We start from the raw sequence: 25697 nt of genomic DNA on the forward strand, positions 1-25697 counted from the left end.
TGTTCCCCCAATGAGCCACGACTCGCCGCCGGTCCGCCGCCTCGCAGACTGGGACCACGAGCGTCTGGAGGCAGTGGCTGCCGAACACGGCACGCCGCTGTACGTCGTCGACCTCGACCGCGTCGCCGAGAACTACGAGCGGTTCGCTGCGGCGTTTCCCGACGCCCACGTCATGTACGCCGCGAAGGCCCACACCGGGCAGGCCGTTCTGTCGAAACTGCTTGAGACGGGCGCGGACATCGAGTGTGCAGCCTGGGGGGAACTCCAGCGGGCCATCGACGCCGGCGCGGACCCGAACACGCTCCAGTACACGGCCGTCAATCCGCCGGATCGCGACCTCGACCGTGCCGTAGAGCTAGCCGCCGAGCATCCCGGGCTGACGATTACGGGAGGTGCGCGGGACACCTTCGACCGCCTCGAAGAGCGGGGCTACGACGGTCGGGTCGCCATTCGGATTAACCCCGGCATCGGCACGGGCCACCACGAGAAGGTCGCCACCGGCAAGGACGCGAAGTTCGGTATCCCATACGATGAGGTACCCGAAGTCGCCGCGGACGTGCGCGAGCGCTTCGACCTCGTCGGTCTGCACGCCCACGCCGGCAGCGGCGTCCTCCACGACGACTTAGACGACCACTGCCGGGCCATCGCCAAGGTTGCGGATATGGGCCGAGAGGTCATTGCCGACGGCGCGGCCCTCGACTTTGTCGACTTCGGCGGCGGCTTCGGCGTCCCCTACCGGGAGACTGTCGAACCGCTCGACATGGACATCGTTGGCGAGAAGCTCCGCGAGGCCGTCGGCGACCTCGACGCGCAGGTCAAGCTCGAACCCGGTCGCTACGTGGTCGCCGACGCCGAGTGCATCCTCACGGCGGTCAATACTGTCAAGGAAACGCCGGCGGCGACCGTCGTCGGCGTCGACGCTTCGCTGGCGACGCTCATCCGGCCGGCGATGTTCGGCTCCTACCACCCGATTCGGAACGTCACGGCGCCCGAGCGCGAGGCCGAACCGGTGTCCGTGGGCGGCCCCTGCTGTACGAGCGCCGACGTGTTCTGTACCGACCGACCTGTCGCTCGACCCGAGCGGACTGACCTGCTCGCCATCGGCAACGCCGGCGCGTACGGCTACGAACTGGCGAATCAGTTCCACTCCCAGCCACGACCCGCCGAAGTTGCCTTCGAGGACGGCGAGACGAGAGTCGTGCGGGAACGTGAGACGCTGGCGGACGTGACCCGCATGGAACAGTAATGGCGTTCGATATCCCCTCGTTCCACCGGCAGGCCGTCGAGACGCCCTCTCATAAGAGCATCGACGAGATGCGCTCGCTACTGGTCGACACGCTCGAAGACGCCGGAGAGTACCCGGAGATCGACGACCGCGGGAACGTCGTCGTGTCCCGGGGCGACACCGACGGGAGGCATATCCTGCTCAACACGCATATCGACACTGTCCCGCCACATCTGCCCTACGAGCGGCGGACGGAGCCGCCGGGGCCGGACGAGACCGTAGATGGCTCCGGCGGCGACGGAGAAGGTGACATCGTCTGTGGCCGCGGGGCCTGCGACGCGAAAGGCCCGCTTGCGGCGCTCCTCGACGCGTTTCTCACCGTGACACCCGACGACGGCCGAGTCACGCTGGCGATCTCCACCGACGAGGAGACGACACAGACCGGTGGCGCACACCTCGCCGAGACCATCGACGCCGACGGCTACATCGTCGGCGAGCCGACCGGCCTCGACGTGTGTACCGCCGCCCGCGGGCAGTTCGAGGGGACCGTCACCATCCACGGCGAGAGCGCCCACGCGGCTGACCCCGGTAGCGGCCACAACGCGATTCGGGCCGCCGCGCCGATTCTGCAGGCGATGGAGTCATACGACGACAAGAAAGGCCCCGGCGAACACGAGACGCTGGGCTATCCCATTCTCACCCCGTCGATGGTAGAGGGCGGCGAGGCGACCAATCAGGTCCCGGCCGAATGCACCATCACGTTCGACCGGCGGAGCGTCCCGCCGGAGACGAGCGAGTCCTTCTGTGCCGACCTGCAGGCGCACCTCGAACAGTGGCTCCCGGACTCGATGGCCCTCACTGTGGGACTCATCCGTCCAGACACGCCGTTCCCCGAGGCGTTCGCGACCGACACCGACACAGAGCTTGTCCGCACGCTGCAGGAAGCCAGCGGCGGCGGCGTCCGGCAGTTCGGGGCTGCAACAGAAGCGTCGTATTTTGCGAGCAACGGCCCGACAGTGGTGTTCGGACCCGGCGACCTGAGCGACGAAATAGGGGCTGTCGCCCACTCGAAACGCGAGTACGTCCGTCTCTCGGAGGTACGGACAGCCGCGCGAGCGGTGCGGGAGACGGTCGAACGGCTGGTCTGAGGCGGAAAGTAACAGCCTACGCCGACCGCCGCTGGACGAGATCCGAGAGCGCTGTCGTCGCTTCCTCGTCGGTCACGCTGTCGAACTCCTCGTAGTAGTCGGCGGTGGCCTGAAACGCCGCCGGTTGTAGCGGGACGACAACGTCGTCGGCCCACTGCTGCACCTCCTCAAGTACGTCCGGCGGTGCGACGGGAGCGGCGGCGACGACTTCGTCGGCACCCGCCTTCCGCAGTCGCTGGGTGGCGACGCGCATCGCCGCGCCCGTCGGAATCCCGTCGTCGACAAGCAGAACTCGTTTGCCGGCCACGTCAAGCGGCCCCCACGTCTCGCCGTAGTCGACCGCTCGCGCCTCGACGGTGTCGCTCGCGTGCATCTTCGCCTCCTGCACGTACTCCCAGTTCACCTCTAGGAACCGCATCATGGGGCTGTTGATCCACGAGAAGCCCCCTGGCGCGACGGCCCCGATAGTCAGTTCCGGGTGGTTCGGGGCCTGTATACGCTGTATGACAACGACATCCATCGGACGGTCAGTCGCGTCGGCGACCACGTTGCCGACAGGGACGCCGTTCGGTGCGAGCGTGACGACGACATCGCCGACGACATCCCGCCGGCGCAGCGCGGCCACGAGCTGTTGCGCCGCATCCGAGCGGTCTGTGAACATGTAACATGATAAGGGATCGCGCATCGTAATCATTCCGGTTAGCTGTCTCTGTGGCTGGTGGCCGCCCAAGCAGTCCGCCGGGGTGCGCGTGCTCAATCCTGTGGTGCTGGCTGGTCTGATTCCGAGCTAAGATCCAGCGTCTCTTCGACCTGTGTGTACGTCAGGACAAGTCCGACGAACGCGAGCGCGGCACCGGCGGTGAAGGGCGTGCTGAACGAGCCGACGTTGTACAGCAGGCCTGACGCCAGCGGCCCGATAGCGACGCCGAGGCCAAACGCCATCGTCAGGACAGACAGCGTCGTTCCGGACCCGCGTGCGCCGGCCAGATCCCCGGCAAGAGCGAGCGACGGGGCGAACACGAGCGCGACGGCGATGCCCTGTACGAACCGCGCAAGGAGCATGAGCCACGGGCCTGTCACGATACCCTGTGCGAACACCGACGGGACGAGAATGACGAACCCGGCAACGATGAACGGTCGCCGACCGAACCGGTCGCTCGCTCGGCCGATGGGTACCTGAAAGACGACGTTCGCGATGACGACGGCGGCAAACTGGACGCTGAAAAACAGCGTCGACTCGTTCAGTCGCATCCGAACCGGGCCTTCGAGGGTGGCAAACAGCGCGATAGTGGACGCCATCATGAACGTGCCGACGCCGAGGACGAACACCGGGTCCAGCCCCTTCCCTCTCCGGTCCAGAATCGCTATCGAGAGGTCTTTGCCCGCCTCGGAATCGAGCTGCGGGTCCTGAATCAGCGCCCAGACGAGGGCGAAGCTCACGACAGCACCCAGCACGGCGATAGCGAAGGCGGCGGTGAAGCCGGAAATCGCGGTGCCGGCGACGCGGTAGGTCACCACGTCGTTCGCGGCGAGCCCGCCGGTGATGACGATGCCGGCGACAATCGGCCCGAAGCCGAAGCCGATGAGCCGGAAGGTGTTGAACACGCCGAAGTTCCCGCCGCGCTCGGCGTCACTCGCGGCGTAGTCGTTGACCAGTGCGACCGTCGCCGGAATCGTAAAGGCCGCGCCAAGGCCCTGGAACGCCCGCGCCGCAAGGACCGTCCAGTACGAGGAGAGGAACGGATAGGCCGCGCTTCCGATAGCGAACAGCACCAGTCCGGTGAGGACGAAAATCCGCCGCTGCCCGGTCCGGTCCGAGAGCCGCCCGGTGAAAGGCTGGCCAAAACTGTTCAACAGGCCGAACAGGGAGAGCACCAGCCCGATGAGCGTCTCGGTCTGGAGCGTGAATCCGAGCACCTGCTGACCGGCGATACCGGCAAGCGATACCTGACCGCTGGCGATGTACAGGGGAAGGACGATGATGAGAAACGAGTTGCCCAGTGCGTCCGCCATCCGGGCGAACGCCAGCGTCAGAACCCGCGTGTCAGTGCCGAGGACCATCTATCACTGATGAAGGCGGCCACACTACTGATAGTTGTGTTCGTCGCCGCAGCGCGTGTCGACCCGGAAACAGCGTCGGGGCAGCGACCCTCAGATGCCGTCGGCCTGTTGTTCTGCAATACCAGTGTAGTCGGTCGGTGTCAGCGCTCCCAGTTCGGCCCGGACCGCGTCACTCACGTCGAGGTCGGCGAACATGTCGTGGAAATCCTCGATGGTGACATCCCGGCCCCGCGTGGCCTTCTTCACCTGCTCGTAGGCGTCAGCGTACCCCTCGCGGCGGAGAATCGTCTGGACGGCTTCGCCGATGATTTCCGGCGTTGCAGCGAGGTCGTCAGCCATTACCTGCTCGTTGGGGACGACCTTCGCCAGCCCGTTCTGGCATTTGCTGTAGCCGATGAGACAGTGAGCGAAGGCGGCCCCGATGTTGCGCTTGACCGTCGAGTCCGAGAGGTCCCGCTGGAGCCGTGAGTTCGTGACGTAGTCGCCGAGGAAGACCAGATCGGAGTTAGCCTTCGAGAGGTTCCCCTCGCTGTTCTCGAAGTCGATGGGGTTGACTTTGTGGGGCATCGTCGACGACCCCGTTTCGCCCTCGACGGCCTCCTGGCCGAGGTAGCGATCCGAGACGTACAGCCACACGTCCAGATCGAGGTCCAACAGAATGTTGTTCGCGCCCCGCAGCGCATCGAACAGGACCGCGAGGTCGTCACAGGGGTTGACCTGCGTCGTCAGCGGTTCGTGGTCCAGACCGAGGTCGCCGACGAAGGACTCGGCGAAGGCCGGCCAGTCCACGTCGGGGTAGGCGGCCACGTGAGCCGCATAGGTTCCCGACGCGCCGGCGAGTTTGCCGGAGAGGGCGTCGGCGGCGCGTTCGACTCGTGTGATGGCCTGGCCCAGCCGCGAGGCGTAGACGGCCATCTCCTTGCCGAAGGTCGTCGGCGTCGCAGGCTGGCCGTGGGTGCGGGCCAGCATCGGCACGTCGGCGTAGGTGTGGGCCATCTCCACGAGCGTGTCCCGTATCTCGCGGAGTTCGGGCACCAGCACCGTCTCGGCGGCGGGCTTGACGAGCAGCCGCTGGGCGAGGTTGTTCACGTCCTCGCTGGTCAGCCCGAAGTGAATCCAGTTGGCGGCGTCTAAGTCCTCGGGCATTCCCAGCCGGATGAAGTACTCGATGGCCTTCACGTCGTGGTTGGTCGCCGCATACTCGCCGTAGCCGTCGGTTTCGAGCTGTTTGACGACACTCGCGTCCTCGTCGTCGAACGTCTCATACAGCGCCCGGAGCGTGGCACGCTGTCTGTCGTCAATAGACAGCGGCGTGGCGTCGAGGTCGGCGAGCGCGATGAGGTACTCGACTTCGACTTCGACGCGGGCGCGCATCAGCGCCCGCTCGCTGGCGTACGGGACGAGCGGTTCGGTGTAGCGGGCGTATCGGCCGTCGAGCGGCGAGACGGCGGCCAGTGGCCCTCTCTCGGTCATACCCGAGTGTGCGCGGGAGGCGCGAAAAAGCGTGTCGTTCTCCCCCAACCGCGACGCGATGGGGCAGCGACGAGGTGCGACGGCGACACGATACGACAGCAACGCGTGGACGCGACGACGGGAAAGGGTCGGAAGCGGGAATGCGAATCGAAAGGGCGGTCGCGACGTTAGTTGCTAAACTCGTTGCAGACCGGGATGCCGACCGTGTTGTAGTCGCTCATCGCGGCCAGTTCGTCGGGGACCTGATGGATGTCGACCGTATCCTCGACCAGCGCCGTCGGGTCGAGTTTGCTCGATTCCACCATGTCAAGCATCTCGCTGTACCGCGACGGCTGGAGGCCCAACGACCCTTTGAAGTCGATCTCCTTGGCAACGAACTCGTCGGTCGGGAGCGACACCATTCCTTCCTCCTCGCTGGTGGTCAGCCCGATCTGGACGTGCGTCCCGCCCTTGCGGAGCGAGTTCACCGCGTTCTGGCAGGTCGTCGCGATACCGAGCGCGTCCGCGGACACGTCGGCACCTCCGTCGGTGATGTCTCTGACCTCCTTTGCGGGGTCGTCTACTTCCTTCGCGTTGACAGTCGCGACAGCGCCGAGGTCTTCGGCCCGGTCCAGTTTCTCGTCCATCAGGTCGACCCCGATGACGTTGCCGCCGAGGGCGTTCGCGATGTGGACCGCCGAGAGGCCGATGCCGCCGCAGCCGTGGATGACCACGTCGTCGCCGGCACTGACCGGTGCGCGGTGAGCCATCGCGTGGAACGAGGTCATGAACCGACAGCCCATCCCGGCGGCCGACTCGGCGTCGATATCGTCAGGGAGCGGCACGGCGTTGAGGTCGGCGTTGGGAATGTGGACCTCCTCGGCGAACGCGCCGGGGGCCTGATTCATGAACCCGAGGCCGATGTGGTTCTCACAGATGTTTTCGCGCCCGTTCCGACAGAGGTCACAGCTCCCGCAGGCGAAGTTGAACGGGATGGCGACCTCCTGTCCTTCCTCGACGTTTTCGACGTCCTCGCCGACGGAGACGATTCGGCCTGTCGGCTCGTGACCGAGGACGTGTGGCGGGTCAGGACGGTAGCCGAACCAGTCCCAGTCCCCCTGCCAGCAGTGCCAGTCAGACCGACAGATACCACAGCCGATGACCTCAGCGACAGCGCCGTCCGGCTCCGGCTCGGGGCGTTCGACGTCCTGTACTGTCAGTGGCTCCTGAAACTCTTCTAGTAGTACTGCTTGCATTACAGAAGACATATAGGATATCTCACTAATTAATATTATGATTTCCCATTTATACTATAGAACGGGCTTGAAACTCCTATTGTCCCCAGTATAGGGGGAGTTCCCCGTCCTTGCATGATATATCAGATTTCGTTGTTAAATCCCACCGAGTTCGGAAAGTGGTAAACAAAGGTATATATAATAGACGGAGCCGTATCTGGCCAAGATAACTGGGAGATATGGGCGAGAAACGAGCGTTCGGGACAATCGCTCAGTTCAGCCAGCCGTAGTTGCCGTCGGCCTCGCCGAAGCGACCATCCGGCGGGTCAAAGCGGTAGAGGTCCTGTCCGAGTGCGGCCCACGCGAGGCCGTAGACGGTTGCCGTCGCTGGCTGGATCTCGAACCCGAGGAACGCGATAGTCCCGAGGCCGAGCAACACACCAAGCCACGGCGGCTGGATGCGCGTCCTGACGAGGCCGGCCGCGACCAGCAGTGACCCGCTGACCAGCACGAGAACACCGACCGCGATGACCGGTTCGCCACCACCGCTGAGGAGGCGGACCAGCTGTCCGGCCGCGAAGATAATAGCGCCGAGGCCGCCGGCCCACGCGCCGGCAGTCCCGGGCCGTTTCATCCGCGCACCATAGAAATCCTCGATGGCATAGTGGCCGGCCACAACGCCGAGTGCGGAGACAATAGTTCCGGCTATAATCGGCAGGGCCGTGGCTGTATAGCCGGTCGCGGACAGCGCCGCGGCCCACCCGATCCAGACGAGACCACCGACGGCGGCGACCGCACCCGCGCGCTGACACCGAAGCTTCGCCATACGGGCGAGTTGGTGGCGGGCTACAAATGCGCACCGGACCGATAGACGCCGCCATCACGGAGAGTAATTGTGTGTCGTGATTGCATGCGACAAGGTTCTCGGGGGTTTCGCAACAACTTTGCACTGGCCGGTCCGTCGGTCGCACATGAAACTCGCCGGTATGGCCAGCAACCGCGGCCGAAACCTCATGAACATCGCGGACCGCGCCCCGGGCGGGGCGTCTTTCGCCGTCGTTCTGACGAACGACGCGGATGCGCCAGTACTCGAAGCAGCAGCCGAGCGCGGCATCCCCACCGAGGTCGTCGAGCGTGACGCTGACGAGTCGCGCGAGTCCCACGAAGAGCGCGTTCTCGACGCCCTTTCGGAGTACGACTTCGACCTCGTCACGCTGGACGGCTACATGCGCGTCCTCAGCGAGGCGTTTCTGGACGAGACACCGACCGCGCTGAACATCCACCCGAGTCTCCTGCCGAACTTCACCGGAGCGAACGCACACGAGCAGGTCCTCGACGCTGGCGTGAAGGTCACCGGCTGTACCGTCCACGTCCTCGATGAGAGCGTCGACGGCGGCCCAATCGTCACGCAGGAACCGATCCCCGTCTTCGAAGGCGACAACGAGGAGAGCCTCAAGAAGCGCGTGCTCTATGAGGGCGAGTTCACCGCCTACCCCCGCGTAATCGAGTGGTTCGCCGAAGACCGCGTCACCATCGATTGGAACGAAGGCACCGTCTCGGTCGAGGGCGACGAAAGCGGCGACTTCCCCGCCCGCCGCATCGTCTCGGACGACCTCGCGTCGAACCTGCGCTATGGAGAGAACCCGCATCAGGACGCCGCACTGTACACCGACACGACCGTCTCAGAGGCCAGCGTCGTCCATGCCGACCAGCTCAACGAGGGCGCGAAGGCGCTGTCGTACAACAACTACAACGACGCCGACGGAGCACTGAATCTCATCAAGGAGTTCGAGGAGCCCGCCGCCGCGGTCATCAAACACACAAACCCGGCCGGCTGTGCGACCGCCGACACCGTAGCTGACGCCTACGAGAAAGCGCTGTCGACGGACCCGATGAGCGCCTTCGGCGGTATCGTCGCGCTGAACCGCGAGTGCGACGCTGCCACCGCCGAGCAGATTATCGACTCCTTCAAGGAGGTCGTCGTCGCGCCCGGCTACACCGACGCCGCGCTCGACGTGCTCTTCGAGAAGGACAATCTCCGCGTGCTCGACGTGAACGAGAACTTCGAAGTCACGGATACCCTGACCGAGAAACCGCTCGTCGGCGGCCGCCTCGTTCAGGAGCGGGACACCCAGCACCTCTCGGCCGACGATCTGGAGGTCGTCACCGAGCGCGAGCCGACCGACGAACAGGTCGAGTCGATGCTGTTCGCCTGGCACACACTCAAACACGTCAAATCGAACGGCATCCTCTTTGCCGACGGGACGGAGACGGTCGGCATCGGCATGGGACAAGTCTCCCGCGTCGACGCCGTCCGTCTCGCCGCGATGAAAGCCGACGAACACGCCGAAGGCAAGGACGCTGAGGGCGCAGTGATGGCCTCAGACGCCTTCTTCCCGTTCCCGGACGGTATCGAGGAGGCCGCCGACGCCGGTATCGAGGCGGTTATCCAGCCCGGCGGCTCGAAAAACGACGACAGCGTCATCGAGGCCGCGGACGAGCACGACATGGCGATGGTGTTCACCGGCCAGCGGTCCTTTAGACACGACTGAGCGACAGCCTAATACTCGATTAGGCTTTGTAATCCTCTATCGAGTAGTAGACAGACTGACGGCGGGCTTTTCCGCAAGTCTTCTCCGGGCAGACTGTCGGCAACGAAAGACGTTTCATACCGGCTATTGAATCCCCGGGCGATGGCAGACAACGACGACAGAGAAGAAGCTGTCCGCGACGCTGTGGACGTCTCCCGGAGTGGTGCCCCAGCGGGCGGACGCGTCATCCGAGACCGATTCTCGGCGGACGAGATATTCCAGCGTATCATCGTCGCGGCCGACGAGGAGGTGACGTCCGGGACCCGCGAACTGTTCTTTGCCGGTATCGCTGGCGGGTTCGCTATCACGGTGACGTTCATGCTGTACGCGTCGCTGTACGCCAAGACCGGCGGCGACCCGATACTGAGCGCACTGCTGTACCCGCTCGGGTTCGTCTTCATCATTCTCGGGGACTACCAGCTCTACACCGAGAACACGCTCCCGCCGGTCGCGCTCGTTCTCGAACGACTGTCGAGCGTCCCGTCGCTGTTGCGTATCTGGGTCGTCGTCCTCGTGTCAAACGTCTTCGGCGGGATGCTAGGGGCGGCGGCGCTGGCGTTCACTGACGTGCTCTCGACCGACGCATCTGTCGCTGCCGCTGGCTTCGCACAGAAGGCCATCGAGACTTCACAGATAACACTGTTCTCGAAAGCCGTGTTCGCCGGTCTCATCGTTGCCGGCGTCGTCTGGGTCGACTACTCGCTGCGGGACAGCATCTCCCGGCTCGCGTTGATCTATATCGCCTTTCTGGCGATCCCGTTCGGGAACCTCTATCACGTCGTCGTCTCCGCGACGGAGATGTTCTATCTGGTGTTCATCGGCGAGCTGGCGCTGTCCGTCGGTCTCTGGGAGTTCGTCCTGCCGGTGCTGGTCGGCAACTCCGTCGGCGGCGTCGTGCTCGTGACCGTCGTCAACTACTTCCATACGACCGAACGACGGCTCGAAACAGCACGGGACCAAGGGTCCAAGCGCCAACTCACCATCCGGGAGTGGATCTGGGGCGGGTGGTCCGCTTCGGGCCGCTCGTACGTGCCGGCGACCGACGAGATCCCCCGAAGCGATCCGGAATCGCGAGAGAACAAGCGCTGACACAAACCATTTCAACGCCCTCCGGCTATCGTATGTGTGAACTGGGTGAGAGATAACCGCCTGTTGCTTCTGTTTGCCGCCGTCGTTCTGACGACACTGGGGGCTGTCGGGCTGGGAATCGTCGGTGTCGTCGCAACGGTCGGGGCGCTTCTCGGTGGCGGCGCGGTCGTCCAGACCGTCGCCGGATTCCTGCTTGGCACACTGTTGCTTGTGGGCGTCGACATCGTCTTTTCCGTCGCGCTGGTCCGTGCACTCGCCCGGCGGGCATCGGTGCCAAAGAGCCAGCGCGTCGCCGATGGAGTCGGTCGCCTCGAATCCGTTGTGCCCCCTCTCGCGTCGCTCGGTCTCTCAGACGTGTTCGCGCCGCCGGAGCCGACAGTCGAGGAGCGACACGAGGCGTTGACGCGCCGGTACGTCGAGGGGGACCTCTCCGAAGCCGAATACGAGCGGGAACTGCGGGCGCTTCTCAGCGAAGACGTGGATACGAGGGCGGAACCGCAAGATGACGCCGATATCGAGACCGACCTGTCGCGGACCACGGCGACCGACGCCGAGTCCGAAGCGGCCCGAGAATAATACTGAGCGGGTTTTACATGCTCGCCCGACGACGGGTCAAGTATGGATGCACCCACGTTTCTTGAAGTCGAAGTGGAGCGCGACGCCGTCGCCTCGGCGCTTGATGCCGTCCCCGGCGTCGCCGTTGTCGAGGACGCCACTTCGGTCCCCTCATCTGGACTGGCGGGGCCGGATGAAGCAGCGGATTCCGGCCCCAGTCTCACGGCCCGTCTCAGGTCGCTGTGGCGACAGTGGGGGCTGCTTGGTACTGGACTGTCCCTCATCGCGCTGGGCGCGGCTACGGCCGGTCTCTGGTGGTACCGCCGCCGCAACGCTGACGATACGGCTGTCGAGAGCACCAACGAAGGCACGTCGGAATGGGCCACGGAAGGTCCAAGCGAGACGCCACCGCCGGCTGAACCGACGGTCGACACGCCATCACCGGCCGACACGGCGTTCGAGCCGCCAGCAGCGGTAGCAGAAGCCGAGGACACGCCGGATTCGGAGGGGCAGGAAACTGCCCTGGCCGGAGAGATGCCACGGACTGAGTCCGGGTACCGGCAGCAGGACGGCGAGGGCGATACCGAGCCGGCTGGTGTCACCGGAGCGGAGGCCCAGCCACCAGCGCAGGGGGAACCAGAGCACGGTGAGACAGACACGGACGAACGACCGGGGGCGAATATCGACCCGGCACCGCTGCTGGGTGCCGCGTTCCTGATTCTGTCGAGCGCGGTCGGTCGGTGGGCCACACGCGACCGGAGCGAACAGGCGTAATCGTCGCCGGCAGGCCAGTGGGGACCAGTCGGGTAAACGGGCTGTTCGTGGTGTTCGCGCCGAAGACACGCAACAGTCCGACAGGCTAAAGCAAACGGCTCCGATAGCCCGACCATGGAGTTCCACGAGGCCGCGAACTTCCTCTTCGAGTTGCGCCGGTTCGCCCCACGACCCGGTACTGCTGCCACGCAGGACCTGCTCTCGTCGCTCGGCGACCCACAGGAGGGGCTTCGCTGTGTCCAGATTGCAGGGTCCAACGGAAAGGGGTCAACCGCGCGGATGGTCGAACGAACGTTGCGGGAAGCCGGCCTCAATGTCGGGCTGTACACCTCGCCGCATCTCGACGACGTGCGCGAGCGGATTCGTATCAACGGCCGGAAGCTCTCTGAGGCCGCCCTCGTCGAGTTCGTTGAATCGATTCGAACGTACGTGACTGAACAGGGTGCGGCCAACGACTCGCCAACCTTCTTCGAAACGATGACAGCGATGGCGCTGTGGGAGTTCGACCGTCAGGACGTCGACGTCGCAGTGCTTGAGGTCGGTATCGGCGGCCGGTACGACGCCACGAGCGTCGTCGACCCGGTCGCCAGCGCCGTCACGTCTGTGACGCTCGAACATACCCACATCCTCGGCGACACCGTCGAGGAAATCGCCCACGACAAGGCCCACGTCGCTCCTGACGACACACCACTGGTGACCGGGACGACGGGCGATGCGCTCGCGGCTGTCCGTGCGGTCGCAGACGATGTTGTAACTGTCGGCGAGGGCGACGACGCCGACGTGACGGCGGTGTATGGCGGTCGCGAGGGGCTAGAGGGGGCGGTCTCGGTCGATGGGCCTGACTGGAGCGTCGACACCCACCTCCCGCTGCTGGGCGCACACCAGGCACAAAATGCCGGAATCGCGGCCACGCTGTGCCAGCAAGTCGCGGACGTCTCACAGACGGAACTCGAACGCGGTCTGCGAAACGCTCACTGGCCCGGACGGTTCGAGGTGATGAACGAGTCACCGCTGGTCGTCCTCGATGGGGCACACAACCCCGGAAGCATCGAGCGCACCGCGGAGACGCTGTCCACGTTCGACTACGACGGCCTCCACGTCGTCATCGGCGCGATGGTCGACAAGGACCACGAGCGCATCGCCGCGGCGTTACCGGACCCGGACCACGTCGTCGCTTGCCAGCCCAACGTCGACCGGGCCGAGTCCCACCACGTTGTTGCGACCGCAGTGGAAAACGCGACAGACGCGACGGTCGAGACGCGCAGCGACGTTACAGGGGCGCTCGATATCGCGCTCGACGCCGCGGACTCCGGCGATGCGGTCCTCGTGGTGGGGTCGCTGTACGCCGTGCGGGAGGCCCGAACCAACTGGTCGCGCTCGCTGGTCCCCAAACAGGTCGATTCGCTGGCCGAGGCTCGCGAGACTATCGAGAGCGCCCACGTCACCGCGGCCGGGGCCCAGCGGATGCGAGGGAAGGGCGTCCACCGCGTCCTGCGTACCCGCGTCCAGCCACGACAGGCCCAGTATCTTAAGGAGGAGCTGCTGTCGCTGGGCGGCGAATGTGCGATTTCCGGACTGAGCAGTCAGGATGAGGAGGCCCTCGATGTGGTCATGATGGCGACGATGGCCCAGTACAGGCGTCTCACGGAGAAACTCGACGGCCAGCCCTACGGGCTCGCGTCCTTTGCCGACGAACTACGGGCAGCGCTATCCATCCAGCAGCCTGAGTCAGACACGTCGACAGCCCACCCGTGGGACGACGGGACGGCCGTAATGGGCATCTGCAATATCACGCCGGACTCGTTCCACGACGGCGGCGAGTATAACGCCGTCGAAGACGCCGTTGCCCGCGCCGAACAGATGGTCGAGGCGGGCGCGGACATTCTCGATATCGGCGGGGAGTCGACCCGGCCCGGTGCCGAACCGGTCCCGGTTGAAGAGGAGATCGACCGTGTCGTCCCGGTTATCGAGGCGCTCTCGGAGCTGGACGTCGCCATCTCTGTCGATACGCGGAAGGCCCCTGTCGCGCGAGCAGCACTCGATGCTGGTGCAGACATTCTGAACGACGTCTCGGGGCTCGAAGACCCCGAGATGCGCCTCGTCGCCGCCGAGTACGACGTACCGGTGGTCGTGATGCACTCCATCGAGACGCCGGTTGACCCGGATAGCGACATCCACTACGACGACGTGGTCGAGGACTGTATCGACCAGTTGACCGAGCGCGTCTTACTCGCCGAAAAGGCCGGGCTCGACCGCGACCAGATCATTGTCGACCCCGGCATCGGCTTCGGGAAATCGGCCACAGAGAGCTTCGAACTACTCGACCGCCTCCCGGAGTTCGAGGCGCTTGAGTGTCCGATTCTGGTCGGCCATTCCCACAAGTCGCTGTTCACGCTGGCCGGGCAGGAGGCGGGCGACTGTCTGGAGGCGACTATCGCCGGGACCACACTAGCGGCCGAGCGAGGGGCCGACATCGTTCGCGTCCACGATGTGCCTGAAAACGTTGCCGCCGTCCGCGTCGCCGAGGCAACCCGTGACCCACAGAAATTCAAAGACGGATTTGAATAGCCAAACAGCCGGGGGACAAATCGCCGGACGTGACTGTCAACCCCAAATTTTTGGTTGCCTATTTATATTTCTCAATGATGAGAATCGGGGGCGAACATATAACCCCTGTGTCGGTAGACTCCTCGCCATGGCATTCCAGAGCGAGAGTACGGGCTCTCGAAAACGTATCACTGAATCTGATAGGTCTGGCGTCGACGGCGGGACGCTGACCGACCGTATCGGACTAGACGACGGAGAGATACGCTGGCGGAAAGAGTTTACTGGATTTGACGAATCGGATGTCGACAATCTCACCGCGATGGCAGACGAGACGAACGCCCGAGCCGAATCTGTCGTTGACGATTTCTACGATCATCTCCAGTCGTTCGATGAGACCGTCGAGATTTTTGGCCGCTCCACCAAGTCAGTCGACCAGCTCAAAAACACGCAGACGCAGTACCTCCGCGACCTCGTCGCCGGGAGCTACGACAAACAGTACTTCGAGAACCGGGCCCGTATCGGGAAAATCCACGACATGCTCGACCTCGGCCCGAAAATCTATCTCGGGGCCTACAGCATCTATTTCGAGCATTTTCTGCGGACAATCGTCGAGGATCTGCAATCGGGTGACGCTACCCGGGACGAAGCGCTTGAGGAAATGCAGTCGCGGGCACTCTCCGTGTTCAAGCTCCTCAACCTCGACCAGCAGGTCGCGATGGACACCTACATCGACTCCTACAGCGAGCGGCTTGAGTCGGCAATCGACGACCAGCAGGCACTGATGGCGGAGGTCGAAAACGGACTCCGGCAGCCCATTGATGAACTGAGTACTTCAGCCGAGGAGGTCGCTGAAACGAACCAGCAAATCACCGACACAGCCGAGACACAGTCCGAGTCGATGGACGAAGTGGCGGGCGAAGTCGCGGATATGAGCGCGACCATCGAGGAAATCGCCTCGACTGCCGAGGAAGTTGCCAGCACGAGCACATCGGCCGAGCGGAAGGCTGAACGCGGGAACGAAGCCGCACAGCAGGCCGCGGCCATGATGAACGATGTTGACGACGCCGTCGATACGGTGTCCTCAGACATCGCCGGTCTACAGCAACAGGCCGACGAGATCGATGACATCGTCGAAGTGATAAACGATATCGCGGACCAGACCAACATGCTCGCGCTGAACGCGTCCATTGAGGCCGCACGCGCCGGTGAGGCGGGCGACGGGTTCGCCGTCGTCGCCGACGAAATCAAGACGCTCGCCGGAGATTCACAGGATCACGCGAACCAGATCGAGGACACCGTCACGGAGATTCAGGACGAGACCGTCGACGCCGTCGAGAGCCTCGAAACCGTGACCGAGCAGGTGACGGAGGGCATCGATCAAGTAGAGACGGCGGCAGAACGCCTCGAAGAGATCGTGTCTGCAGTCAACGAGGCATCACAGGGCATACAGGAGGTCTCGGCGGCCACCGACGATCAGGCGGCGTCGACCGAAGAAGTCGCCAGTATGATCGACGAACTGTCGAGCGGCATCGACGATATGTCGGCACAGCTCGATGACCTCGCGGCGACGAACGAAGAACAGACGGCGAAGATTCAGGACGTGGCCGAGACCGCGCGTCGACTCGACACAGATACGGCGTAACCTCGATTGCCAGTCACATAGCGCCGGGGTGAGTCCGGATTGGACCCGTTCACACACCACCCAAAGAGCTATTCCGGACTATCGAGAGCACCGAGTATGAATCGACGCGACATCGTCCGCGAGGGGTACGACGATATCGCCGCGACCTACGCGGCCAAGCGTGACGGCGAGGGTCGCGAGCGCGATCTGGTCGCAGGTCTCGCGGATCGTCTGCCTGCCGAGAGTCGGGTTCTCGATGCTGGCTGTGGCGCTGGGGTGCCCGCAATGGACGTTCTCGCAACCGATCACACTGTCACGGGACTGGATATCTCTCGCGAGCAACTGCGAACGGCGCGCGATCAGAGCCTGGGACCGCAGTTCTGTCAAGGCGATCTGGCAGCACTACCGTTCCCGGCAAACACCTTCGATGCGGTGGTCTCACTGCACACGGTCATCCACGTCCCGCGAGCGGAACACGCCGCCGTCTTCGCCGAGTTTGAGCGCGTGCTCGAACCGGGCGGGCGACTACTGGCCGCGCTGGGCGACGAGCAGTGGGAGGGCAACAACGAGAACTGGCTGGGGACCGATACCGAGATGGCCTGGAGCTTCCACGGGCGGAAGCGTAATCGCGAGCTACTGACCGAGGCCGGCTTCTCCGTCACCGGCGTCGAAACCGTCGACGACGAACTCGGTGGGGTTTTCGCGTTTTTCCGGGCCCAAGCGTAGCCTCATCGCCTGCTCACTCCATCTCGGCCGGCGGCGCGACGGCCTCGGCCTCAGTCTCTGTCACGCGGATACCCTTCGAAGCGAGGTGGCGCATCTGGCGGCGGACGAAGTCCTCCTCGGTCGTCCCCCGCGTCGCGAGAATGACCATCCGGGCGTCACCGGCCGGGCGCATCGTCCGCCCGGCCCGCTGTGCGCCCTGCCGCCGGGACCCGCCCAGCCCGGAGGCGACGAGCGCGAGTTCGGCGTCCGGCAGGTCGATGCCCTCGTCGCCGACGCGGGAGACGACCAGCGTGTCCAGTTCGCCTCGGCGGAACTCGTCGAACAGCTTCTCTCGGCGGGCGTGTGGCGTCTCGCCGCTGATGAACGGCGCGTCGATGGCCTCGCTGATGGCCTCGCCCTGGTCGAGGTACTCGATGAACACAAGCGCCTTGGCCGCGGGGTTCTCGGCCAGCGCATACCGTATCTCGTCGATTTTCCCGGTGTTGCTCGCGGCGGCCTGCCGGCGGTCGTGGCCCGACGTGGAACTGTACTCGGACTGCTCGGTTTCGTTCCCCCACGGGACGAGCCGGATTTCGACCTCCGGTTCGGCGACGTAGCCCTCGTCGAACAGTTTGCCCCAGTCGGTCCCGATTGGCGGGCCGACGAGCGTGAATATCTCCTCCTCGTCGTCGCTCTCTCTGGTCGGCGTGGCGGTCAGCCCGAGGCGGTGTTTGGTCTGGAGGTCCGCGCTCCGACGGTGGATGGGCGAGGGGACGTGGTGGACCTCGTCGTAGACGATGAGGCCCCACTTGCGCTGGTCGAACAGCTTCCGGTGGCGGTCCATCCCGGCGGTTCGGTATGTGGCGATGGTGACCGGCCGAATCTCCTTCTCCCCGCCGTGGTACTCGCCGATATCGTCGTCAGTGAGCGAGGTGTGGCGAACCAGTTCGTCGCGCCACTGGGTGGCGAGTTCTCGCGAGGGGACGAGAATCAGCGTCTCGCCGCCGATGGCGGCCATCGCTCCCATCGCGGCGACGGTCTTGCCCGACCCGGGCGGGCCGACGAACACGCCCGAGCCCTGCTCGGTGAACCGCTCGACCCAGTCCTGCTGGTAGTCCCGGAGGCGCAGGCGGAGGTCCATCTCGATGGCGTCGCCCGTTTCGAGGTCGCGGTCGTCCCGGACCGGATAGCCCGCTTCGTAGAGGGTGCGCTTGATTTCGGCCGTGGCGTCTTCGTTGACCCACGACTCCGAGTCCGAGATGGGGGCCCGGAGATGGTCGTCGTCGAGTTTCGGCCGGGCGACGTTGCCCATCAGGTCGTCGCTCTCGGCTTCGAGCACGACGTAGCCGTCCTCGTGGGTCTTCAGACGGAACTTCCGGGCGCGCTCCCACTGGCTCGTCACCCACTCTTCGAGATGGGGCGAGCGCTCGCCCAGCACGTCTCGCATCGTCGTAAGCAGGTCGTCCAGAGACTCGTGTGGCGCGGCCCAGATGTCCTCCTCGCGGAGTTCGTACACGTAGCCGCCCGAGCGGTTGGTGTCCTGCAGGCGGGCGAACTGCGAGAGCTGCGCCCGCGTGAACTGGTCGGGGTGTTCGACGACCACTTCACGGCGGTCGGGAAACAGGACGACGCGCTCGCGGTCGGTCACCTCGGCGATATCCGTCGGATACCATACAGACTCGACCTCGGACACGTCCTGACGCTCGATGTCGCCGTCGGCGGCGAGCCGCTCCAGTGCCGCCCGCGCCTCGTCGGGCGTCAGGTCCGTCTTCCGGGAGAACTCTGTCGCCGTCAGATGTGGGCGGCCGACAGCGTCGATAGCGTCGTAGACGGCGTCAAGTTCGACTTCCGTGGTGGGGTCCGAGTCGTCGTCTCGGTCGGCTGGCTCCTCGACTGTCACTACTGATTGGAGGGTGTCGACGCTCAAACGGGTTTCGTCTGGACAATCCCTGAGACGGGCGCGAATACATACCTTAATATAGCGCCACCTAGACCTGCCGGCATGGTTGAGGGAATCGCGGCTGGACCGTGGTCGATTGTTCCAGCACTCATCGCAATCGGTCTGGCCTGGTACACCCGGGACGCCCTCATCGGGCTGTTCGTGGGTATCGTCGCTACAGCTGTTTTGGTCGGCGCGTTACACCCCCAGGCAGTCGGGGTCCCGTCAGACCTGATTACTGCCGGCGGCGAGGTGGCGACCGTCCAGCCACAGGCCGAGGACGGGAGTCCGTGGACGGTCGGCATCGGTGGCATCGTACTTGGCGGTATCTTCGGGCTGAAGCTCGTTCCGGAGATAATCGCCACGGCCCCACTGTTCGGAGAATGGTACGTCAAGAACGTCCTGCTCGCTATCTTCGCCATCGGCGGGCTGATCGGACTGATGATCCGAGCCGGGGCAATCCAGGGCGTGCTGGAGGCGCTGGTGGCGCGGGCCGACTCCGCCGCAGACGCCGAGAAGGCCGCGTTCCTGGCCGGGATCGCCATCCACATCGACGACTACTTCAACTGCCTCGTAGTCGGCTCGATGATGCGGCCGCTGACCGACAAGTTCGACGTTTCGCGGGCCAAGCTGGCCTACTACGTCGACTCAGCGGGGTCGCCAGCGTCCCGGCTCGCGTTCTACTCGACGTGGGGGGCGGCGATGGTCGGCTTCATCGGCGGCGGCCTCGTCGAGGCACAGCGTCAGGGAACGCTGCCGTCCGGTATGACCAACTTCGTCAACACCGGCGGCGAGCAGGTCACCGCGGCGACCGGTGCCGTCTGGCCGCTGTTTTTCAACACGCTGTTTACCGGCTTCTATTCGTGGATTGCGCTCGGCCTCGCTGGCCTTGTCGCGTGGCAATTCGTGCCAAACATCTACGGGATGGGGACGGAGGAGTCCCGGGCGAGAAACGAAGGGAAGGTCGTCGGCGACGACGCGGACCCGATGATTTCTGCGGAAATGGACGAGTACGAGGTGTCAGAAACCGCGACGCCGGACTGGCGGAACTTCGCCTGGCCGATTCTCACCATGATCGTCGTTGGCCTCGGCGCGATGTTCTGGCGGGCCAGCCCCGTCATCTACGTCAAGGGGAAGGAAGGGATGGGGGCCACACTGCTCCAGCTCGGCAGTTGGCAGCTAATTACGCCGCCGAGCGGGCCGTGGGCGTTCAACATCGGCGGCGTCCAGCTCGGTCTCGCCTCGTTCTCTGCGCTTATCGTCGCCTTCCTGCTGTATCGCTGGAAGGGCGACATCCCGTCGAACGACGACGCGACGGACGCGATGATGGTCGGCTTCAAGGGCATCCTCCTTGCGGCTGTCATCCTGATGTTCGCCAGTTCCATCCAGAACGCGGTAACGATACTGGGGATTTCGTCGTTCGTGACGAACGTCTTCGGCGGCGTGCCGGCCTTTGTCGTCCCGGTCGGCGTCTTCCTCGCGACCTCGTTCGTCAGCTTCTCCGATGGCTCGTCGTGGTCGACCTACGGCATCATGTTCCCCATCGCCATTCCGCTGGCGTTCTCGACTGGGGCGAACCTCCCGCTCGTCCTCGGCGCGGTGTTCAGCGGCGGCATCTTCGGCGACCACACCTCGCCGATCAGCGACACGACCGTTCTGGCGTCGTCGACAAGCGGGAGCGACCACATGGTTCACGTCAGGAGCCAAGCGCCGTATGCCCTCATCGCAGCGGGCGTCGCGGCCGTGCTGTTCCTCGTGTTCGGGCTGGTGCTCCCCGAAGGATTCCGCGTCATCCCGTACTGACTGGCGGCAATCTGTCCTCGTCGCTAGCACGTCCGTGTGCTGTTCCGATTAGAGAAGGCCGGTGTCCTCGATTCGCTCCTCGTAGAGGGCTTCGTATTCAGCGCGGACCTGTGCGTGGTCGAACTCGGCGCAGGACTCGTCAACCGTCCGGCGCTCGAAGCCGGCCGACTCGGCGATTTTATCGGCGATCTCCTGTGGGTTTGTCACCCGGAACGCGCGGTCGCGCTGTTCGATGAGCTCGTGGGCTGAGGATTCGGCCTGATACTCCACGATGCCGATACAGCCACAGGCCATCGCCCAGAGGAGGTCCGTGGCGAAGCATTCTCGAAATGCCGTCTGGACGAAGACGTGTGCGCCCTTGTAAATCGAGACGCGGTCTTCGACGTCGCACGGGCCCGCGAAGGTCACGCGGTCGTCGATGCGGAGGTCGGCCGCCTCCTGCTCGTAGTACGCACGCTCCGGGCCGTCGCCGATGATCGTCGCCGACCACCCTTTCTGCCTGAGTTCCGCGAGGCCGAGCAGGAGCGACTCGACGTTCGCGCTGCCATCCAGGCGGTGGGCGTACACCACGTCGATCTCCTCGTCGGCATCGGCCTCTCTAACGAGGTCCATGTCGATGCTCTGTGGGAGTATCACCGTCTGGCCCGCCGTCGCCCCGCGCTCGCGGACCCGCGTGCGGACGAGTTCCGATGGCGTGATGAGACAGTCCGACGCCCGAAGCGCGAGGTCCGCCCGGCGGCTCTCGGGCACGTCCTCGTCCCCGTACCACTCCGTGAGCAGCGGTGCACGCGACAACGTCGCGCCGACGTTGGCCGCGAGTGCGACCGAGGCTGGTGTCGGGTGGACGTGGACGACATCTGGGCGGAACCGCGCGAGCATGACCGGCAGGCGGACACAGAAGGAGGGGACGGTCGGCGAGACGGTGACGGCGCGATACGTAACGCCGTCGCGTTCGCGCTGATTGTCGAACCCCGGCCACCACTGCGAACAGAACACGGTCACGTCGTGGCCGGCAGCGGCGAGTTCGGTAGCCACCCGTTCCAGCCGGGTTCGACCCACTGTGTCCCGGTACTGACTCGTCTCCATGGCGACGACCGCGACACGCATACAGGGGCGACAACGTGACCGCTCAAAAATCCACCCGTTCGTATCTGAAGCTGATGGACGGCGAAAGCTGTTGCTCGACTGGAAACTTATTACACCGACTCCGTAACGTGTCAGTGTATGAGCGACGATGACGACCTCGAAGCGGAGGTGCGGGAACTCCGAGACGAGGTCGATGCCCTCCACACACGCATCACCGCCCTGGAATCGGCACTCGACACGGACCCGCCGCCGTCAACAGAGGACGAAGCGGCCAGTACAGCAGTCGAGTCGGATACGGTGGAAGCCAAATCGGGGTCCCCGGACGGTTCGGAGCCAGCACCAGAGACGAGCGAAACAGCCGACAGCGACACACCGCCCGACGAGCGGAACTGGGAGCGCGACATCGGGATGAAGTGGCTCGGCGGGGTCGGCGGCCTCGCGCTGGTGGTCGGCGTCGTCTTCTTCATCCGGCTGGCTATCGAGGCGGGGTATCTCGGCCCACTCGGGCGCGTGCTCACCGGCACGGCAGGCGGCCCCGTGCTGCTCGCTAGCGGTCGGTATGCCGCCGAGCGACAGGGCTACGACCGATGGGGCCGACTTGTCGCGGGAACCGGGCTCGCAATCGCGTATTTCAGCGTCTACGCGGCCTACGGGTTCGAGTCGTACCGGACCGCTATCGGAACCCCGCTGTGGACGGTCCTGCTCGCCCTGACGGTCCTCGTGGCCGCCACCGCGGCTCTCTCAGTCCGGGACCACGCGCCGGCCGTCGCCGGCGAGGCGTTCCTGCTGGGCTACGTCACTGCCTACGTCGGACTCGATGCCAGTACCTTCGTCGTCTCGCCCGCCTACGTCGTGCTTCTCACGGCCGGGCTGGTAACCATCGCCGCCGTCCGGCCATGGAGCCGGCTTGTCCTCGGCAGCGTCCTCCCGGCGTACGTGCTCCACATCGCCTGGCTGGAGACGGTCGAACCGCCCGAGTCGGTCGCCGCCGCCGTTCTCGTCGCGACGTTCGCTATCTACGCTGCTGGTGTGTACGCGCTCCGTGCAAGCGACCGAACAGACCGATGGCACCGCCGACTGGTGGACGCGACGACCGGACTCAATGCTGTGTTCGCTGCAGTCCTGCTGGAACGAACGGTTCCTAATCTCGTCCCGACGGCACCGGACGGAGTAGCTGTCGGCGCGGTCGGACTCGCTCTGGGTGGCGTCTACGCCGTCACCGAGTCACGGTTAGGCCAGCGGGACAGTGCGGCCGGAGTGCTTGCCGTCGCTTTGCTTGCGGTCAGCGTCGTCCTCGCAGCCGACCCGTTCCTCGCGACCGTCGGCCTGCTCCTGTTGCTCAGTGGGGCACTGGTGGTTGGCTCCCGGCGCAACGCCGGAGCGGTCCGTCTCGGCGGGCACCTCGTCGCCGTCGGAACGGTCGCCAAACTGCTCGCTGTAGACGCTACCAGATTACCGGCGTTCTCACTCGCGGACCCGCTGGCGACCGCGATGGGACGGCCCGCCGCCTACCTGCTCAGTATCGCGGTCTTCTACGCGCTTGCCCGGTGGTCCGGTGGCGTATCGGCGACGGTCCCTGCCACGGAACGCGAGTTCTCGGTGGCGACTCCGTACACCTGGACAGCGACCGGACTCGCGGTGGTGCTCCTGGGACTGGAGCTTTCGGGGGCCGGGCTGTCTGTCGCGTGGGCGGTTCTGGGGCTCGCGTTCGTCGGGGTCGGCCTCGCGCTGGACGACCGCAGCCGTCGGCTTCAGGGCGTCGTCGTCCTCGGACTGGTAACCACCAAAGTGTTCCTCTATGACACGCAGGGACTCGATACGCTCGCCCGGACCCTCTCGTTCCTTGTGCTCGGCGGTATTCTCCTCGTCGCCTCGTACGCGTACGCCCGATGGCAGGGTGAGGAGCCGCTCAGGCGGCTTTCCGGATAGCAGCCGTTTCCACCTCGACCAATACGAATCGAAAGCCGCGGTCGCCACAAAGGGTTTTGCCGATTCCTGCCGTCCGTTCAGTCGTGACCGCGTACGACCTCTCTCGCTATCTGAACGTCCGGAGCGCCTACGGCAGTTCGTTCGCGCCGGACGGGACGCTCGCCTTCCTGATGAACACGACGGGCATCGCCCAGGCCTGGTCGCTTACCGAACCCCACGGCTGGCCCGAGCAACTGACTTTTTATGACGACACTGTGAGCTTCGTCGATTACTCGCCCGAACGACAGGAGCTCGTCTTCGGTATGGACGAAGGCGGCAACGAGCGGGCGCAACTGTATCGCCTCGACGCGGACGGGCACGTCCACGAACTCACCGGAATGCCCGACGCGAAACACCGCTGGGGCGGCTGGTCGCCCGACGGCGAACGCTTCGCGTTCGCGTCGAACCGCCGCGATGAGGCCGTCTTCGACATCTACGTGCAGGATCGCGAGGCGACCGGCGACGACGCAGAACTGGTCTGGGAGGGCGACGGCTGGCTCTCGGTGGGTGGCTTCTCTCCCGACGGCGAGCGCCTGCTGGTCAGCGAAGCCCACTCCAGTTTCGATCAGGACATCTACGTGCTGGACATCGACAGCGGGACCCTCAGCCATCTGACGCCACACGAGGGGAAGGTCCGCTACACAAGCGCCTCGTGGGGGCCGGACGGCGAGGCGGTGTATCTCGTCACAGACGCCGAGAGCGACACGCTCGAACTGGCCCGCCTTTCGCTCGACAGCGACCTCGACATCGTACGCTCGGACGACCAGTGGAACATCGACGGCGTCGCACTGGACAAAGACAGCGGCCGCCTCGTGTACTCGCGCAACGTCGACGGCTACAACGAACTCACCGTCGGCGAACTGGCGGGGCCGACGACCATCGAGACGTTCCCGGCACCGGACCTGCCGGGCGGGCTGGCCGGCGGCGTCTCCTGGGGACCTGACGCCGAACGGTTCGCTGTCAGCGTCACCGGGCGGACGGTCAACACCAACGTGTTCGTCGTCGAGGCCGAGACCGGCGAGAGCGAGCAATGGACGGCCGCCTCGACAGCCGGCATCCCGCGTGAGTCGTTCATCGGGCCCGAAGTCGTTCGGTTCGAATCCTTCGACGGGCGAGAAATTCCGGCGCTGTTCTCGCTGCCGGCCACCGTTTCCGAGTCGGCAGCTGCCGACGGCGACACGCCCGTCATCGTCGATATCCACGGCGGCCCGGAGAGCCAACGCCGCCCGTCGTTCTCGGGCCTGACACAGTACTTCCTCTCGCGGGGCTACGCCGTCTTCGAGCCCAACGTCCGCGGGTCGACCGGCTACGGGAAGGCCTACACGCACCTCGATGACGTGGAAAAGCGGATGGACTCCGTGAAGGACCTGCGGGCCGGTGTTGACTGGCTCCACGGCCACCCGGCCGTTGACCCGGACCGCATCGTGGCGATGGGTGGCTCCTACGGCGGGTTCATGGTGCTCGCAGCGCTGACGGAGTACCCCGACCTCTGGGCGGCCGGCGTCGACGTGGTCGGCATCGCCAACTTCGTGACATTCCTCGAAAACACTGGCGACTGGCGGCGCGAACTCCGCGAAGCCGAGTACGGCTCCCTTGACGAGGATCGGGAGTTCCTCGAATCTATCTCGCCAATCAACACTGTCGACCGTATCGACGCGCCGCTGTTCGTCCTCCACGGAGCTAACGACCCGCGTGTCCCCGTCGGCGAGGCCGAACAGATCGCCGAACAGGCGGCCAAGCAGGGCGTTCCCGTGGAGAAACTCGTCTTCGACGATGAGGGCCACGGCATCAGCAAGCGGGCGAACCGCATCGAGGCCTACACCGCTGTCGTCGAGTTTCTCAACGAGCACGTCTGATCTGTCCGGCCGAATACTGTAGCGGGTATTACGGGGAATCAC

At 65.1% G+C, this 25697-nt stretch carries 19 protein-coding genes; 12 read left to right on the plus strand and 7 right to left on the minus strand.

Annotated features, from left to right (window positions below; translation table 11 throughout):
- Window positions 1-10: 10 nt before the first annotated feature.
- A complete protein-coding gene (gene lysA, locus C437_RS09265) occupies window positions 11-1246 on the plus strand; it encodes a diaminopimelate decarboxylase (protein ID WP_004516682.1) in 1236 nt (411 codons plus the stop codon).
- Entirely contained in the window at window positions 1246-2373 is a 1128-nt protein-coding gene (locus tag C437_RS09270; RefSeq protein WP_004516683.1) for a M20 family metallopeptidase, read from the plus strand. The genes lysA and C437_RS09270 overlap by 1 nt, the downstream gene beginning before the upstream one ends.
- Window positions 2374-2389: 16 nt before the next feature.
- Here the strand turns inward: C437_RS09270 and C437_RS09275 are convergent, their stop codons facing one another.
- The 5 genes from C437_RS09275 to C437_RS09295 form a co-directional block, all read right to left on the minus strand.
- The gene (locus tag C437_RS09275; RefSeq protein ID WP_049919710.1) at window positions 2390-3034 is read right to left on the minus strand and encodes a phosphoribosyltransferase; all 645 of its coding nucleotides are present in this window, start codon (window positions 3032-3034) and stop codon (window positions 2390-2392) included.
- Window positions 3035-3126: 92 nt separating this feature from the next.
- The gene (locus tag C437_RS09280) at window positions 3127-4434 is read right to left on the minus strand and encodes an MFS transporter (RefSeq protein WP_004516685.1); all 1308 of its coding nucleotides are present in this window, start codon (window positions 4432-4434) and stop codon (window positions 3127-3129) included.
- A gap of 90 nt (window positions 4435-4524) precedes the next feature.
- The gene (gene purB / locus C437_RS09285) at window positions 4525-5907 is read right to left on the minus strand and encodes an adenylosuccinate lyase (protein WP_004516686.1); all 1383 of its coding nucleotides are present in this window, start codon (window positions 5905-5907) and stop codon (window positions 4525-4527) included.
- Between the two features lie 167 nt (window positions 5908-6074).
- Complete coding sequence (locus C437_RS09290; RefSeq protein WP_004516687.1) at window positions 6075-7142, minus strand: zinc-dependent alcohol dehydrogenase family protein; 1068 nt, start codon at window positions 7140-7142, stop codon at window positions 6075-6077.
- A 250-nt stretch (window positions 7143-7392) separates the two neighbouring features.
- On the minus strand, window positions 7393-7947 hold the full coding sequence (locus C437_RS09295; protein ID WP_004516688.1) for a hypothetical protein: 555 nt from the start codon (window positions 7945-7947) through the stop codon (window positions 7393-7395).
- 145 nt (window positions 7948-8092) lie between these two features.
- On the opposite strand from C437_RS09295, the gene purH reads away from it, so the two are divergent.
- From purH to C437_RS09330, 7 genes are all read left to right on the plus strand, one after another.
- Complete coding sequence (purH, locus tag C437_RS09300) at window positions 8093-9673, plus strand: bifunctional phosphoribosylaminoimidazolecarboxamide formyltransferase/IMP cyclohydrolase (protein ID WP_004516689.1); 1581 nt, start codon at window positions 8093-8095, stop codon at window positions 9671-9673.
- A 141-nt stretch (window positions 9674-9814) separates the two neighbouring features.
- The gene (locus tag C437_RS09305) at window positions 9815-10801 is read left to right on the plus strand and encodes a formate/nitrite transporter family protein (protein ID WP_004516690.1); all 987 of its coding nucleotides are present in this window, start codon (window positions 9815-9817) and stop codon (window positions 10799-10801) included.
- A 36-nt stretch (window positions 10802-10837) separates the two neighbouring features.
- Window positions 10838-11377, plus strand: a complete 540-nt coding sequence (locus tag C437_RS09310) for a hypothetical protein (RefSeq protein WP_049919711.1) — start codon at window positions 10838-10840, stop codon at window positions 11375-11377.
- A 42-nt stretch (window positions 11378-11419) separates the two neighbouring features.
- Window positions 11420-12130 (plus strand): hypothetical protein, encoded by a 711-nt coding sequence (locus C437_RS09315; RefSeq protein ID WP_004516692.1) that lies wholly within the window; start codon window positions 11420-11422, stop codon window positions 12128-12130.
- 114 nt (window positions 12131-12244) lie between these two features.
- The gene (folP, locus tag C437_RS09320) at window positions 12245-14698 is read left to right on the plus strand and encodes a dihydropteroate synthase (protein ID WP_004516693.1); all 2454 of its coding nucleotides are present in this window, start codon (window positions 12245-12247) and stop codon (window positions 14696-14698) included.
- Window positions 14699-14825: 127 nt separating this feature from the next.
- Window positions 14826-16319, plus strand: a complete 1494-nt coding sequence (locus tag C437_RS09325; RefSeq protein ID WP_004516694.1) for a globin-coupled sensor protein — start codon at window positions 14826-14828, stop codon at window positions 16317-16319.
- A gap of 96 nt (window positions 16320-16415) precedes the next feature.
- Window positions 16416-17024, plus strand: coding sequence for a class I SAM-dependent methyltransferase (locus tag C437_RS09330; RefSeq protein ID WP_004516695.1), 609 nt, complete (start codon window positions 16416-16418; stop codon window positions 17022-17024).
- 13 nt (window positions 17025-17037) lie between these two features.
- Here the strand turns inward: C437_RS09330 and C437_RS09335 are convergent, their stop codons facing one another.
- Entirely contained in the window at window positions 17038-18903 is a 1866-nt protein-coding gene (locus C437_RS09335; RefSeq protein ID WP_004516696.1) for a DEAD/DEAH box helicase, read from the minus strand.
- 102 nt (window positions 18904-19005) lie between these two features.
- Between C437_RS09335 and C437_RS09340 the strand changes: the two genes are divergently transcribed.
- Complete coding sequence (locus C437_RS09340; protein ID WP_004516697.1) at window positions 19006-20745, plus strand: Na+/H+ antiporter NhaC family protein; 1740 nt, start codon at window positions 19006-19008, stop codon at window positions 20743-20745.
- A 48-nt stretch (window positions 20746-20793) separates the two neighbouring features.
- On the opposite strand, the gene C437_RS09345 is transcribed toward C437_RS09340, so the two are convergent.
- Window positions 20794-21852, minus strand: coding sequence for a glycosyltransferase (locus C437_RS09345; RefSeq protein ID WP_004516698.1), 1059 nt, complete (start codon window positions 21850-21852; stop codon window positions 20794-20796).
- Window positions 21853-21969: 117 nt separating this feature from the next.
- Here C437_RS09345 and C437_RS09350 point away from each other — a divergent pair, with 117 nt between their 5' ends.
- Window positions 21970-23760: a DUF2339 domain-containing protein gene (locus C437_RS09350; protein ID WP_004516699.1), complete on the plus strand. Its 1791-nt coding sequence runs from the start codon at window positions 21970-21972 to the stop codon at window positions 23758-23760.
- Window positions 23761-23843: 83 nt separating this feature from the next.
- Window positions 23844-25655 carry a S9 family peptidase gene (locus C437_RS09355; protein WP_004516700.1) on the plus strand — a complete coding sequence of 604 codons (1812 nt, stop codon included), beginning with the start codon at window positions 23844-23846 and terminating at the stop codon, window positions 25653-25655.
- Window positions 25656-25697: the final 42 nt, after the last annotated feature.

The sequence above is a fragment of the Haloarcula vallismortis ATCC 29715 genome (assembly GCF_000337775.1).
In the GTDB taxonomy this organism is placed as follows: domain Archaea; phylum Halobacteriota; class Halobacteria; order Halobacteriales; family Haloarculaceae; genus Haloarcula; species Haloarcula vallismortis.